The sequence below is a fragment of the Streptomyces sp. NBC_00704 genome, assembly GCF_036226605.1.
In the GTDB taxonomy this organism is placed as follows: domain Bacteria; phylum Actinomycetota; class Actinomycetes; order Streptomycetales; family Streptomycetaceae; genus Streptomyces.
The window spans coordinates 1,549,679-1,564,162 of sequence record NZ_CP109000.1; the positions used below are offsets into that span (position 1 = coordinate 1,549,679).

The following is a 14,484-nucleotide window of genomic DNA, read 5'->3' on the forward strand; positions in this document are numbered from 1 at the left end:
CCCTGGCGGTTCGACGGTAAACGGCAGGAGTTATGGGCGTGCAGCAGGAGGCCGGTGTCGATGGCGAGGCCCTGGAGGTGTGGATCGATCAGGATCTCTGTACCGGTGACGGGATCTGTGCGCAGTACGCGCCGGAGGTGTTCGAGCTGGACATCGACGGGCTGGCGTATGTGAAGGGTGAGCAGGACGAGCTGTTGCAGGCCAAGGGGGCGGTGACGCCGGTGCCGTTGCCGTTGCTGGTGGACGTGGTGGACTCGGCGCGGGAGTGTCCGGGCGACTGCATTCATGTGCGCCGCGTTGCGGACGGGGTCGAGGTCTACGGTCCGGACGCGGAGTGAGCGTGCTGGTTCGCGCGGTGACGGCTGTCTGATTTCTCACAGGGCGAACGGCCCGGGTCAGACGCTGCGGGCGCCGGCGGGGGTGGTGCGCAGGAACTTGTGGTCCTTCCACTGCCAGCGGGCGTGGTCCTTGACGTCGGGGCAGCAGCTGGGGACGTCGGGGGTGGAGTAGCCGAGGAGGGTGGCCGCGACGGCTCCGTCGGCGACGGTGAGGTCGGTGACGGTGTTGCGGGCCTTGGGGTCGACGAGGGTGGCGACGACGCGCGCGTGGGTGTCGCGGGGGCCGCGGGTGAGGACGTAGACGCCGTCGGGCGGGGTGCCCATGGGGGCGTCGCAGTGGACGACGGCGACGGTTTCGGGGGTGCCGTCGCCGTCGAGGTCGCCGGTGGCCTTCTTGACGACGAGTGCGGTGACGGGGCCGCAGTGCAGGGGGAAGTCGACGCCGGTGGTGGCGGGGGCCGCGGCGGGCGGGCCGGGGGCCTGGGCGGCCGTGGCGGGTCCGGGCTGCAGCAGTGAGGAGAGGGCGACGACGCCGGCGACGGCGGTGGCGGTCGCGACCCAGTGGATGGGCCGGGTGTGGGTGTGTGCCAGTTCCGGGACGGCGGAGTGCTGCACTACGGGTGTCTCCTGCGGGGCTGTGCCGGTGGGGTGGGGGGATTGGCCAGCATCGTGCCACACGTCACAGGGCGGGGGAACGCCGGGGTGCGGGATTTCGGACGCAGGGGTCGGGCGGCCGGGGGCGGGCGGCCCGGGTCGGGGGTGAACTGGCGAGGCGCCGTGGTGGAGTTCCCGGTGGGTCGGGGGAACTCGGCCACGGCGCCTTGTCGTTGTGGGTGGTGCGGGGTGCCGCTCAGCGGCCGGCGCCTCCGTCGGCGTTGGGGCCGGAGTAGTCGTCGCCGTAGGCGCCCTTGGCGGGGCGGCGGCGGCGCATGGGGGGCTCCACGCCGTCGGCGAGGCGGCGGGCGGTGAGCAGGAAGCCGGTGTGGCCGATCATGCGGTGGTCCGGGCGGACGGCGAGGCCTTCGACGTGCCAGTTGCGGATCATCGACTCCCAGGCGGTGGGCTCGTTGAAGGAGCCGATCTCGCGGATGGACTCGACGGTCCGGGCGAGCTGGGTGGTGGTGGCGACGTAGCAGCACAGGATGCCGCCGGGGACGAGTGCCTTGGAGACGGCTTCGAGGCATTCCCAGGGGGCGAGCATGTCGAGGATGACGCGGTCGACGTCGGTGTCGCTCAGGTTGTCCTGGAGGTCGCCGACGGTGAGCTGCCAGGCGGGGTGCGGGCCGCCGAAGTAGCGCTCCACGTTCTGCCGGGCGATCTCGGCGAAGTCCTCGCGGCGCTCGTAGGAGTGCAGCATGCCCTGGTCGCCGATGGCGCGCAGCAGGAAGCTGCTGAGGGAGCCGGAGCCGACGCCGGCTTCGACGACGCGTGCGCCGGCGAAGATGTCGGCGAAGGCGAGGATCTGCCCCGCGTCCTTGGGGTAGACGACGGCCGCCCCGCGGGGCATGGACAGGACGTAGTCGGGGAGCAGGGGGCGCAGCGCGAGATAGGCGACGTTCCCGGTGGTGCGGACGACGCTGCCCTCGGGTGAGCCGATCAGTTCGTCGTGCGGGAAGGAACCCTTGTGGGTGTGGAAGTTCTTCCCGGCTTCGAGCGTGAACGTGTAGTGGCGGCCCTTGGGGTCGGTCAGCTGAACCTGGTCCCCGACCTTGAAGGGCCCGCGCCTGCGGGCGGCACCGGTCGGTTCGGACATGTGACCAGCCTACCGGCGTTTGGCGGGGGCGCCGACCATCGTCCGGGGGGCGGGGTGGTCAGTTGGGGCGGGCCATGGCTTTGACGAAGGCGCGCTCGACGTCGGCGGCGGACAGGACGCCGAAGATCTCTCCGGTTTCCTCGACGACGAGGTATTCGGTGGCGGGGGTGGCGCGCAGGACGTCGAGGAGGTCTTCGCCTGCGAGTTCGGCGGAGACGCGCATGCCGTCGGTGAGGTCCTGGGCGAGGCCGCTGACGGCGACCCAGGGGCGGCGGTGTTCGGGGACGCCGACGATGGCGGCTTCCCGGACGAGGGAGAGGGGTTCGCCGTGGGCGTCGACGACGACGAGGGCGCGGGCGCCGGCGTCGTTGGCGCGGCGGAGGGCTTCGGAGAGGGGGGTGTGGGTCTCGACGGGGACGGCGCGGCGGGTGAGGGTGCGGGCGCGCAGTTCGGGGAGGTGTTCGCGCAGGCGGGCCATGCGCAGGCTGTTTCCGGCGCCGGTCCAGATGATGGCGGCGAGGATGGCGGCCAGGAGGGCGTCGGTGACGGTGTCCATGCCGACGCTGTCCTCGGCGCTGGAGCCGAGGGCGCCGGACTGGGTGAGCAGGGGGAGGCCGATGAGGACGGAGACGGCGAGGGCGCGGCCGACCCAGGCGGCGGCGATGGTGCCGCTCATGGGTTTGCCGGTGATCTTCCAGACGACGGCGCGGAGCATGCGGCCGCCGTCGAGGGGGAGGCCGGGCAGCAGGTTGAAGATCGCGACGATGAGGTTGGAGATCATGAGGCCGGCGAGGAGGACGCCGGGGACGGTGCCGCGCTCGACGGGCTGCATGGCGAGGTAGAAGAGGCCGGAGAGGGCGAGGGAGAGGAGGGGGCCGACGAAGGCGAGCCAGAACTCGCGGCCGGGGGTCTCGGCTTCCTTCTCGATCTCGGAGACGCCGCCGAAGAACTGGAGCTGGATGCGGCGGACGGGGAGTTCGAAGCGGAGGGCGGCGACGGTGTGGGCGAGTTCGTGGATGAGGACGGAGGCGTAGAAGGCGACGGCGAAGAAGAGGGAGACGAGGTAGCGGGCGGCGCCGAGTTCGGGGAGCACGCGGTCGAGCTGGCCGCCGAAGACCCAGGTGATGAGGGCGGCGACGAGGAACCAGCTGGGGGCGACGTAGACGGGGACGCCGAAGGGGCGGCCCATGAGGAGGCCGCCGCGGGGCTGCTCCGGGGGGCGTGCGGGCGGGGGGCCCTTGGGGAGGCCGGGGGGGGTGGGGCGGGGGGCGGCGGGCTCGGCGCGGTCGGCTGCGTCGGCGGGCTGGGCCGGGTGTGCGTGGGGGGTCTGGGCTGTGGGGGCCGCGTCGTCGCCCGTGGTGGCGCCGGGGGTGCGGTCGGGGTGTTCGGCGCGGGGGGCGCGGTCGTCGTCCGGCGTCGGCGGGTGTTGGGGGGTGTCCGGGGGGCCGTCGGCCGGGGCCGGGCTCGGCCGGGGGTCGGTGGCCGGGGACGCAGGTGTGGAGGGGTGCTCGGCCGACTGTTCGTTGTCCGGCCGCGGCCGCCCGCTCCCGCCGCTTTCCACCACGGTGTCCCCTCGATCGATGCGTCTCCCGCCGGTGCCGGGCGGGAGGGTCTGGCACCGATGGTATGCGGCGGAGGTGATCTGTTCCGCCCGGCACCCCCCGTGTTTTCCCGGCGGGCCTGGTGTCCGGAGGGGTGGGCGGGGTGCGGGAGGGGGTGACTGTCGGTGGCGGGCCGTAAGGTCTGTGGTCATGGAGAGCAGCAGCGAGGACGTCGTCCAGGTGGGCGGCGGCGGTGTCGTGGAGGGCCCGGCGGCCGTGGCGGCGGATGAGGTCGCGGCCGCGCCGGAGGTGGTGGAGCAGGTGGCGGCGGTGGAGCCGGAGGCAGTGGCGCCGGTCGCGGTGGCGGTGGCGTCTGAGTCGGCGGAGCCGGTGGCGGTGGCGCCCGCTTCGCTGTCGCCGTCGCGTGCCGGTGATTTCATGCAGTGCCCGCTGCTGTACCGGTTCCGGGTGATCGACCGGCTGCCGGAGAAGCCGAGTCCGGCGGCGACGCGGGGGACGCTGGTGCACGCGGTGCTTGAGCGGCTGTTCGACGCTCCGGCGGCCGAGCGGACGGCACCGCGGGCGAAGTCGCTGATCCCGGGGCAGTGGGACCGGTTGCGCGAGAGCCGTCCGGAGGTGGTGGAGCTGTTCGCCGACGATCCGGAGGGCGAGCGGCTGGCGGGGTGGCTGGCGGAGGCGGAGCGGCTGGTGGAGCGCTGGTTCACGCTGGAGGATCCGACGCGGTTGGAGCCTGCCGAACGGGAGCTGTTCGTGGAGACGGAGCTGGAGTCGGGGCTGCGGCTGCGCGGGATCATCGACCGGGTCGACGTGGCGCCGTCGGGTGAGGTGCGGATCGTCGACTACAAGACGGGCAAGGCGCCGCGGCCGGAGTACGCGGAGGGCGCCCTGTTCCAGATGAAGTTCTACGCGCTGGTGGTGTGGCGGCTGAAGAACGTGGTGCCGCGGCGGCTTCAGCTGGTGTACCTGGGCAGTGGGGACGTCCTGACGTACGACCCGGTGCTTGCGGATCTGGAGCGGGTGGAGCGCAAGCTGCTCGCGTTGTGGGAGGCGATCCGGCTGGCGACGCGGACGGGTGAGTGGCGGCCCCGGCCGACGAAGTTGTGCGGTTGGTGTGATCACCAGGCGCACTGTCCGGAGTTCGGGGGCACTCCCCCGCCGTATCCGCTGGCGGTGGCGTCGCCGGCGGCGGAGCCGGTGAGGGCGGCCGAGTCGGAGGGTGGGGCGCAGGGCAGAATGGGGCCGGGCTAGAGAAGGAGATTCATGTGGCCATCCGCGTCCTACTGGTCGACGACCAGCCGCTGCTGCGCACGGGCTTTCGGATGATTCTGGAGGCCGAGCAGGACATCGCGGTCGTCGGTGAGGCCGGAGACGGCCTGCAGGCTCTGGACCAGGTGCGGGCGTTGCAGCCCGATGTGGTGCTGATGGACATTCGCATGCCGCGGATGGACGGGGTGGAGGCGACCCGTCAGATCACCGGGCCCGGGCGGGACGGGCCGGCGAAGGTGCTGGTGCTGACGACGTTCGATCTCGACGAGTACGTGGTGGAGGCGTTGCGGGCGGGGGCGAGCGGGTTCCTGCTGAAGGACGCGCCGGCGGTCGAACTGGTGCAGGCGATCCGGGTGGTGGCCGCGGGTGAGGCCATGCTGGCGCCGAGCATCACGCGCCGGCTGCTGGACAAGTACGCCACGCATCTGCCGTCGGGCGACGAGCCGGTGCCGGACACGCTGCACACGCTCACCGACCGTGAGGTGGAGGTGCTGAAGCTGGTGGCCCGGGGGCTGTCGAACGCGGAGATCGCGGCGGATCTGTTCGTCAGCGAGACGACGGTGAAGACGCATGTCGGGCATGTGCTGACGAAGCTGGGGCTGCGCGACCGGGTGCAGGCGGCGGTGTACGCGTACGAGAGCGGTCTGGTGCGTCCGGGCGCCCAGTAGGCGCGGCATGGCCGGCGACGGTGAAGGGCGCCCCCCGCGGGGGGCGCCCTTCGTCGTGCGTGGTGTCCGGGGTGGGTCAGCTGCTGGAGCCGCGGCCGAGCTCCCACAGTTGCAGGGTGGCGGAGGAGTTGAGCACGTAGGCCGTGCCGGTGACGTCGTTGTTGGCGGCGACGTACTGCTTGCCCTGCCACAGCGGGAGGATCGGGACGTCCTTGGCGACGATGTCCTGGGCCTCGGTCAGGCTCTTGCCGGCGCTGAGGCGGTCGGCCTCACGGCGGGAGGCCGGGATCAGCTTGTTGATGATGTCGCTGTTGGAGTAGGGGGACTTGAGGAAGTTGTCCTTGTCCAGGAAGGGCGCGACGAAGTTGTCGGCGTCGGGGAAGTCGGGGAACCAGCCCATGCCGTAGACGGCGTACTCACCCTTGCGTTCGGCCGGGATGAAGGAGTCCCACTCGGTGCCCTTGATGGTGACGTCGAACAGGCCGCTGTCGTTGAGCTGCTTCTGCAGGGTCTGGAACTCCTGCTTGGTGGCAGGACCGTAGTGGTCGGTCGTGTAGTTCAGCGTCAGCTTCACCGGGGTGGTGATGTCGGCGTCGGCCAGCATGGACTTGGCCTTGCCGACGTTCGGGTCGCCGTAGGTGTTGAAGAACGAGTTGGAGTGGCCGGTGACGCTGGCCGGGACGAGCGAGTAGAGGGGCTCGGCCTGGGAGCCGTACACGGCGGAGACGAGCTGGCTGCGGTCGATGATCTGGGCCATCGCCTGGCGCACGGCCTTGGACTTGACCGCGGGGTCCGTGGTGTCGAAGGCGAGGTAGCGGATCTCGAGGCCGTTGAGTTCGACGAGGTCGATGTCGCCGCTCGCGGAGGACTCGGAGAGCTTGCGGATCTGCTCCGGCGACATGGTGCGGGTCATGAGGTCGATGTCGCCCTTTTGCAGGGCGGTGCCCATGGCCTCGGCGTCCTTGAAGGACACCATGTCGACGTTGTCGTTGTTCACCGTCAGGGTCCCCTTGTAGTGGGGGTTCTTGGTGAACACGGCCTTGGTCATCTGGTCGCCGTCGGTCTCGGCCTTGAGGGTGTAGGGGCCGGATCCGTCGACGTCGAAACCGTCGCGCAGTTTGTTCTTGTCGTAGTCGGCGGGGTTGACGATGCCGGCGACCGGGGTCGACAGCTTGAAGGGGAACGTCGCGTCCGCGGTCTTGAGATGGAAGATGACTTCGTTGTCGCCCTGCGTTTCGATGGTGTCGATCGTGGACAGCAGGGCGAAGACGCCGGAGTCGGCCTTGATGGAGCGGGCGCGCTCGATGGAGAACTTGACGTCCTTGGCGGTCACGTCGTCGCCGTTGGCGAACTTCAGGCCGCTGCGCAGCTTGCAGGAGTAGCGCTCGTTGCCGGTGTCGGTGAAGCCGCAGCTCTCGGCCGCCTCGGGGACGGGCTCGCCCTCGCCCTTGGGCTGGATCATCAGCGTCTGCACGGTCTGGCGCAGGATGTTCCAGGTGCCGACGTCGTAGGAGTACGCCGGGTCGAGCGGGGCCGGGGCGTCCTTCGTGGCCGTGAACCGGTCGGTGGTGCCGACGACGATGGCGTCGCCGCTGCCGCTCCCGCCGTCGGTTCCGCCGCAGGCCGCGAGTGCGGGCGCGAGCAGACCGACCACGGCCGGCAGCACCAAAGTCTTACGGTTCATGCTCGAGTTTCTCCAGAGCTGTCGGTCCGTGTATCCGGCATGCAGGGGTGGCGCTGCGGATCACGGGGGTAGGGCGATGTTCTCGCGACGAGATTAGTCGGGGCCGACAGGAGGGTTGACGGCCACCGGAGTTGAAGCCCCCTCACGCAGCGAAACCGGCTGTGGACGCACTGAACAGCCGTCACCGGAAGGATTCGTACACCCGCTTACCAATCGGGACACAAGGATGCGTCCGCACGGGTCCGGCGAGGCCGCCAGGCATACGGAGAGTCATCTGTCGAGACCCGCGCGGGTGGGGAACGTCACACGCATAAACAGTTCGGGCGGCACGGAATTCGACCGCCGGGCGACGCTGCGTGAAGATCGGAATTCGTTGGCGGGCGGAACCGCCGAATTCCCCGCTATCGACGGTGCACGCTGGGTGAACGCCTCTCGCATTTCCGTCATCGGCCGCTCACCAATGATCGCGGCGGCGATCATCGGAGCAGCATCAGGCCGCGCAGAAACGTCAGGTCGACCTGCTCCAGGGAGGAGACGACGGTGCGGCGCGGGGCGGGCGCGATGGGGGCGACGGAGGGCACGGCGACCACGTGGCATCCGGCGGCCTCCGCCGAGGCGACCCCGGTGGCCGTGTCCTCGACGACGGCGCAGCGGGCGGGGTCCACGCCCAGACGCGCTGCGGCGAACAGGTAGGGGTCCGGGTGGGGCTTGGTGCGCGGGACCTCGTCGCCGGCCACGGTGAGCCGGAAGTTCTCGGCGCCGAGCGCGGTGAGGACGCGGTCGATGATGCGCCGGTGCGAGGCGGAGACGAGGGCGGTGGGCACCTCGTGCTCGGCGAGTTCCGCCAGCAGCCGGGTGGCGCCCGGCATCAGGGGCAGGGCGCGGGTGATGCGGTCCTCGAAGCCCTCGTTGAGCAGGACGGCGAGTTCGTCGAGGGTGACGTCGGCTCCGGTCGCGTCGATCAGGAACCCGGCGCTGCGGCTCATGGGGCCGCCGACCACGACATGGCGCCAGGAGTCGTCGAGGGGGTGGCCGAGGCGGGCGAAGACCTCGACCTCGACGTCCCACCAGAAGCCCTCGGTGTCCACCAGAGTGCCGTCCATGTCGAGAAGCACGGCTTGCAGGGCCGAGCCCTGGGCCGTGCGGGTGACGGGCGCGGGAACCGTGCTGGTCATCCGCGTACCTCCTTGTGAGGGACGAGCAGGCCGGTTCCCGCTGGGGAACCGGCCTGCAGTGGACCGACCAGTGTACGACTTGTCCGATCAGTGTGCCCGGTGGCGCGCCTGAGGCGGGCCGGGGCGTCCCGTCGTCACCGTGCGTTGAAGTACTTCGCGTCGGGGTGGTGGATCACGATGGCGTCGGTGGACTGCTCGGGGTGGAGCTGGAACTCCTCGGAGAGGTGGACGCCGATCCGCTCGGGCCGCAGCAGCTCGGCGATCTTGGCGCGGTCCTCCAGGTCGGGGCAGGCGCCGTAGCCGAGGGAGAAGCGGGCGCCGCGGTACTTCAGGGCGAACATGTCCTCGACGTCGGCCGGGTCCTCGCCGCCGAAGCCGAGTTCGGCGCGCACGCGGGCGTGCCAGTACTCGGCGAGGGCCTCGGCGAGCTGGACGGACAGGCCGTGCAGTTCGAGGTAGTCGCGGTAGGAGTTCGACTCGAAGAGCTTCGCGGTCTCCTCGCCGATGCGGGAGCCGACGGTGACGACCTGGAAGCCGACGACGTCCGTCTCGCCCGACTCCTCGGGGCGGAAGAAGTCGGCCAGGCACAGCCGGCGGCCACGGCGCTGGCGGGGGAAGGTGAAGCGGGTGCGTTCGTTGCCCTGTTCGTCCAGGACGATCAGGTCGTCGTCCTTGGACACGCAGGGGAAGTAGCCGTAGACGACGGCCGCTTCGAGGAGGTTGTCGGTCTGGAGCCGGTCCAGGAGACCGCGCAGGCGGGGGCGGCCCTCGCTCTCGACGAGTTCCTCGTAGGTGGGTCCGTCGCCGGTGCGGGCCTGCTTGAGGCCCCACTGGCCCTTGAAGAGGGCGCCCTCGTCGAGCCAGGACGCGTACTCCTTGAGCTGGATGCCCTTGACGACGCGGGTGCCCCGGAAGGGCGGTTCGGGGACGGGGTTGTCCGTGGACACGTCGGAGCGCACGTGGCCTTCCTGCGGGCGCTCCTCGACCACGGTCTCGGCGGCGCTCGCCCGGACCCGGCGCTGCTTCAGTTCGGGCAGCTTCGCGCCCGGGACGCCCCGCTTGACGCCGATGAGCGCGTCCATGAGCCGCAGGCCCTCGAAGGCGTCGCGGGCGTAGCGCACCTCGCCCTCGTAGATCTCGTGCAGGTCCTGTTCGACGTAGGCCCTGGTCAGTGCCGCTCCGCCGAGGATGACCGGGTAGTCGGCGGCCAACTTGCGCTGGTTGAGCTCCTCCAGGTTCTCCTTCATGATCACCGTGGATTTCACCAGCAGGCCCGACATGCCGATGACGTCGGCCCGGTGCTCCTTGGCCGCGTCGAGGATCGCGGAGACGGGCTGCTTGATCCCGAGGTTGACGACGTTGTAGCCGTTGTTCGACAGGATGATGTCGACGAGGTTCTTGCCGATGTCGTGGACGTCGCCGCGCACGGTGGCCAGCACGATGGTGCCCTTGCCCTCCGCGTCCGACTTCTCCATGTGCGGCTCCAGGTAGGCCACCGCCGTCTTCATGACCTCCGCCGACTGGAGCACGAACGGCAGCTGCATCTGTCCGGAGCCGAACAGTTCGCCGACGACCTTCATGCCGTCGAGCAGCGTCTCGTTGACGATGTCGAGGGCGGGGCGGGTCAGCAGCGCCTCGGCGAGGTCGGCCTCCAGGCCGTTCTTCTCGCCGTCGATGATCCGCCGCTTGAGGCGCTCGTCGAGGGGCAGCGCCGCCAGTTCCTCGGCCTTGCCGGCCTTGAGGGACTTGGTGGTGGCGCCCTCGAAGAGCGCCATCAGCTTCTGCAGCGGGTCGTAGCCCTCGGCGCGGCGGTCGTGGATGAGGTCGAGGGCGGTGGCGACCTCCTCCTCGCTGAAGCGGGCGATGGGCAGGATCTTCGAGGCGTGCACGATCGCGGAGTCCAGGCCCGCCTTGACGCACTCGTCCAGGAAGACCGAGTTCAGCAGGATGCGCGCCGCCGGGTTGAGCCCGAAGGAGATGTTCGACAGGCCCAGCGTGGTCTGCACGTCGGGCCGGCGCCGCTTGAGTTCGCGGATGGCCTCGATGGTGGCCACGCCGTCCTTGCGGGACTCCTCCTGGCCGGTGCAGATGGTGAACGTCAGACAGTCGATGAGGATGTCCGACTCCTGGATCCCCCAGTTGCCGGTGAGGTCCTCGATGAGCCGTTCGGCGATGGCCACCTTCGACTCGACGGTGCGGGCCTGGCCCTCCTCGTCGATGGTCAGCGCGATCAGCGCCGCGCCGTGCTCCCTGGCCAGGGCGGTGACCTTCGCGAACCGCGAGTCGGGGCCGTCGCCGTCCTCGTAGTTCACCGAGTTGATGACCGCGCGGCCGCCCAGCCGCTCCAGTCCCGCCCGGATGACCTCCACCTCGGTCGAGTCCAGCACGATCGGCAGCGTCGAGGCGGTGGCGAAGCGTCCCGCGAGTTCGTCCATGTCGGCGACGCCGTCCCGGCCGACGTAGTCCACGCACAGGTCCAGCATGTGCGCGCCCTCCCGGATCTGGTCCCGGGCCATCTCCACGCAGTCGTCCCAGCGGCCTTCGAGCATGGCCTCGCGGAACTTCTTCGAGCCGTTGGCGTTCGTGCGCTCGCCGATCGCCATGTAGGCGGTGTCCTGGCGGAACGACACGCTCTGGTAGAGGGAGGCGGCGCCCGGCTCGGGGCGCGGGTCGCGCTCGGCGGGGGAGGTCCCCTGCACGCGCTCCACGAGCCGGCGCAGGTGCTCGGGCGTGGTGCCGCAGCAGCCGCCGACGAGGTTCAGCCCGTAGTCGCGGACGAAGTTCTCCTGCGCGTCGGCGAGGCCCACGGCGTCGAGCGGGAAGTGGGCGCCGTCCTTGGTGAGGATGGGCAGACCGGCGTTCGGCATGCACAGCAGCGGGGTGCGGGAGTGCCGGGCGAGGTAGCGCAGGTGCTCGCTCATCTCGGCGGGGCCGGTGGAGCAGTTCAGGCCGATCATGTCGATGCCGAGGGGCTCCAGTGCGGTCAGCGCGGCGCCGATCTCGGAGCCGAGCAGCATGGTGCCGGTCGTCTCGAAGGCCATGGAGACCAGCAGCGGCACCTCGACGCCGGTCGCCTGCATGGCGCGCCGGGCGCCGAGGACGGAGGACTTCGTCTGGAGGAGGTCCTGGGTGGTCTCGACGATCAGGGCGTCCGCGCCGCCGGCGAGCAGGCCCTCGGCGTTGGCCTGGAAGCCGTCGCGCAGGGTGCCGTAGGCGATGTGGCCGAGGGTGGGCAGCTTGGTGCCGGGGCCGATGGACCCGAGGACCCAGCGGGTGCGGCCGTCGCGGGCGGCGAAGTCGTCGGCGGTCTCCCGGGCGATGCGGGCGCCCGCCTCGGACAGCTCGTACACGCGGTCGGCGATGTCGTACTCGGCCATGGCGGAGTGGTTTGCGCCGAACGTGTTGGTCTCGACGCAGTCGACGCCCGCGCCGAAGTACTCCTCGTGCACCGAGCGGACGATGTCCGGCCGGGTGAGGTTGAGGATCTCGTTGCAGCCCTCGAGGTTCTCGAAGTCCTCCAGGGTGGGCTCCTGGGCCTGGAGCATGGTGCCCATCGCTCCGTCGGCCACCACCACACGGGTGGCCAGGGCCTCTCGGAGCGCGGACACACGGGTCCGGCTGTCGGCGGAAGGGGTCGGCGGCACAGAGGCCATGTAAGGGCTCCCTCAGATGCGACGGCTGTCGGCTTTGCGTCGTCTCGGGATGCGGGTGGAGCGGCTTCCCGAGCGGTGCGCACGCCGTCAGGGTAGCCGGGACGGAGGCCTTATGGTCAGGGGCGTCCACGGGGCGGACGGCTCCCGCGCGGCGGACCGGGCCCCCGCGCGGTGCGCGGACGGCCGGTCCGGCCGTGCGGCGGCGCGTGGGCTTCGCTCGGGCGACGGGCGCGCCGCGTCCGGGGGACGGCTCGCGTGACACGAATCGACCGACCATTAGCGGGAGGTCGACATGGACCGGTAGTGTTCGACATTGCCGAACGACGGCAGCGGATGCCGTGGTTGACGGTCGAAGGAGACGGAGGCAGGACTGCGATGGCACGGAACATCCAGTCGGTCGAACGTGCGGCCGCGATGCTGCGGCTGCTGGCCGGCGGCGAGCGGCGCCTGGGCCTGTCGGACATCGCCTCGTCGACGGGCCTGGCCAAGGGCACCGCGCACGGGATCCTGCGCACGCTCCAGCAGGAGGGCTTCGTCGAGCAGGACGACGCCTCCGGGCGCTACCAGCTGGGCGCGGAGCTGCTGCGCCTGGGCACCACCTACCTGGACGTGCACGAGCTGCGCGCGCGTGCCCTGGTGTGGACGGACGACCTGGCCCGCTCCAGCGGCGAGAGCGTCCACCTGGGGGTCCTGCACCAGCGGGGCGTGCTGATCGTGCACCACGTGTTCCGGCCCGACGACAGCCGGCAGGTGCTGGAGATCGGGGCCATGCAGCCGCTGCACTCCACGGCCCTGGGCAAGGTGCTGTCGGCCTACGACCCGGTGGCCCACAGCGAGGCCATGGAGGTCGACCGCAAGCCGTTCACCGACCGCACGGTGTGCGAGCCGGACGCCTTCGAGCACATCCTCGACCTCACGCGCGCGCGTGGTTACGCGGCCGACGTGGAGGAGACCTGGGAGGGTGTGGCGTCGATCGCCGCACCCATCCACGACCGGCGGCGCATGCCCGTCGGCGCGGTCGCGATCACCGGCGCCGTGGAGCGGCTGGCGCGCGACGGCGAGCTGCGTCCCGAGCTGATCGCGGCGGTGCGGGACTGCGCCCGCGCGGTGTCGCGGGACCTGGGCGCCAAACGCTTCTGAGGCGTCGGCGGCGCTCCTTGGCGGGATCTTCCGGGCAGCGAGCGGTACGTGGGACCTCCTGCGGGACGCCGGACGTCGTCCAGGCCTCCGCCGTACCGACGCGCCCCTCCCCCGTGCGAAAAGCGGCCCGAAGCGGTCCGGAACCGGCATCTGCGGCACGTGCGTGCACACCGGCGCGAAGATCGATGCCCTGCCCCGATCAATAACGATCGCGTTTTCAATAACAGCACCCTTGACGCACACGCGACGGCGGGCAAGACTCCCGTCCATCGGTCGGCATTGTCGAACACCTACCGGCAATACGCGCTAGAGTGTGACAACGCCAAAGGCCGGCATCGCTCTCACCCCCGAGGGCGCTCGAACCCCCGGTGGGACCCGGGGTTCGGCTTCCCTGGACGAAGGACAAAGGAGTCGCGGGTGTCCAGCTCCGACATCTTCATCGGCGAGACCATCGGTACCGCCATACTCATCCTGCTCGGCGGTGGCGTCTGCGCCGCCGTCACGCTGAAGGCCTCCAAGGCCCGCAACGCCGGCTGGCTCGCCATCACCTTCGGGTGGGGTTTCGCCGTTCTGACGGCTGTCTACACCTCGGCCCCCCTCTCCGGGGCCCACCTCAACCCGGCGGTCACCCTCGCACTCGCGATCAAGGACGACGACTGGAGCAACGTTCCGGTCTACTGGGCCGGGCAGCTGCTCGGCGCCGCCATCGGCGCCACCCTGGTCTGGGTCGCCTACTACGGCCAGTTCCACGCGCACCTCACCGACAAGGAGATCGTCGGCGGTCCGGGCGCGCAGTCGACCAAGGTCAAGGCCGTCGAGGCACAGGAAGTGGGCGCCGGCCCGGTCCTGGGCGTCTTCTCCACGGGCCCCGAGGTCCGCGTCGCCTGGCAGAACCTGGCCACCGAGATCATCGGCACCGTCGTGCTGGTGCTGGCCGTCCTCACGCAGGGCCTGAACGACAAGGGCAACGGCCTGGGCAACCTGGGCGCGCTGATCACCGCGCTCGTGGTCGTCTCCATCGGCCTGTCGCTCGGCGGCCCGACGGGGTACGCGATCAACCCGGCCCGTGACCTCGGTCCGCGCATCGTGCACGCCCTCCTGCCCCTGCCCAACAAGGGCGGATCCGACTGGAGCTACGCCTGGATCCCGGTGGTCGGCCCGCTGATCGGCGGCGCGATCGCTGCAGGCATCTACAACGTCGCTTTTGCTTGAGAGCACCAGCTGCACCGCGTAGTCGACAGCGCC

At 70.8% G+C, this 14,484-nt stretch carries 12 protein-coding genes; 5 read left to right on the forward strand and 7 right to left on the reverse strand.

Features of this window, described 5'->3' with window-relative positions:
* The first annotated feature begins 32 nt into the window (after window positions 1-32).
* A complete protein-coding gene (locus tag OG802_RS06860; protein WP_329408183.1) occupies window positions 33-338 on the forward strand; it encodes a ferredoxin in 306 nt (101 codons plus the stop codon).
* Window positions 339-395: 57 nt separating this feature from the next.
* Here OG802_RS06860 and OG802_RS06865 read toward each other — a convergent pair whose 3' ends face one another.
* The 3 genes from OG802_RS06865 to OG802_RS06875 all read right to left on the reverse strand — a co-directional run bounded on the left by OG802_RS06865 (window position 396) and on the right by OG802_RS06875 (window position 3,655).
* Window positions 396-953, reverse strand: a complete 558-nt coding sequence (locus OG802_RS06865) for a hypothetical protein (RefSeq protein ID WP_329408184.1) — start codon at window positions 951-953, stop codon at window positions 396-398.
* Window positions 954-1,188: 235 nt separating this feature from the next.
* Window positions 1,189-2,091, reverse strand: a complete 903-nt coding sequence (locus tag OG802_RS06870) for a tRNA (adenine-N1)-methyltransferase (RefSeq protein ID WP_329408186.1) — start codon at window positions 2,089-2,091, stop codon at window positions 1,189-1,191.
* 58 nt (window positions 2,092-2,149) lie between these two features.
* Entirely contained in the window at window positions 2,150-3,655 is a 1,506-nt protein-coding gene (locus OG802_RS06875; RefSeq protein WP_329408188.1) for a site-2 protease family protein, read from the reverse strand.
* A gap of 187 nt (window positions 3,656-3,842) precedes the next feature.
* Between OG802_RS06875 and OG802_RS06880 the strand changes: the two genes are divergently transcribed.
* Entirely contained in the window at window positions 3,843-4,901 is a 1,059-nt protein-coding gene (locus tag OG802_RS06880) for a RecB family exonuclease (protein ID WP_329408191.1), read from the forward strand.
* 14 nt (window positions 4,902-4,915) lie between these two features.
* Window positions 4,916-5,587: a response regulator gene (locus OG802_RS06885; RefSeq protein WP_044380401.1), complete on the forward strand. Its 672-nt coding sequence runs from the start codon at window positions 4,916-4,918 to the stop codon at window positions 5,585-5,587.
* A gap of 76 nt (window positions 5,588-5,663) precedes the next feature.
* Here OG802_RS06885 and OG802_RS06890 read toward each other — a convergent pair whose 3' ends face one another.
* The 4 genes from OG802_RS06890 to metH form a co-directional block, all read right to left on the reverse strand.
* Window positions 5,664-7,271 carry an ABC transporter substrate-binding protein gene (locus OG802_RS06890; RefSeq protein ID WP_329408196.1) on the reverse strand — a complete coding sequence of 536 codons (1,608 nt, stop codon included), beginning with the start codon at window positions 7,269-7,271 and terminating at the stop codon, window positions 5,664-5,666.
* Window positions 7,272-7,541: 270 nt separating this feature from the next.
* The gene (locus OG802_RS06895; RefSeq protein WP_329408198.1) at window positions 7,542-7,751 is read right to left on the reverse strand and encodes a hypothetical protein; all 210 of its coding nucleotides are present in this window, start codon (window positions 7,749-7,751) and stop codon (window positions 7,542-7,544) included.
* On the reverse strand, window positions 7,748-8,446 hold the full coding sequence (locus tag OG802_RS06900; protein WP_329408200.1) for an HAD family hydrolase: 699 nt from the start codon (window positions 8,444-8,446) through the stop codon (window positions 7,748-7,750). Before OG802_RS06900 ends, OG802_RS06895 begins: the two co-directional genes overlap by 4 nt.
* Before the next feature lie 134 nt (window positions 8,447-8,580).
* Window positions 8,581-12,099 carry a methionine synthase gene (gene metH / locus OG802_RS06905; RefSeq protein WP_329408202.1) on the reverse strand — a complete coding sequence of 1,173 codons (3,519 nt, stop codon included), beginning with the start codon at window positions 12,097-12,099 and terminating at the stop codon, window positions 8,581-8,583.
* A 375-nt stretch (window positions 12,100-12,474) separates the two neighbouring features.
* Between metH and OG802_RS06910 the strand changes: the two genes are divergently transcribed.
* Window positions 12,475-13,239, forward strand: coding sequence for an IclR family transcriptional regulator (locus OG802_RS06910; RefSeq protein ID WP_329408204.1), 765 nt, complete (start codon window positions 12,475-12,477; stop codon window positions 13,237-13,239).
* A gap of 417 nt (window positions 13,240-13,656) precedes the next feature.
* Entirely contained in the window at window positions 13,657-14,451 is a 795-nt protein-coding gene (locus OG802_RS06915; protein ID WP_329408206.1) for an MIP/aquaporin family protein, read from the forward strand.
* The last annotated feature ends 33 nt before the right edge of the window (window positions 14,452-14,484 follow it).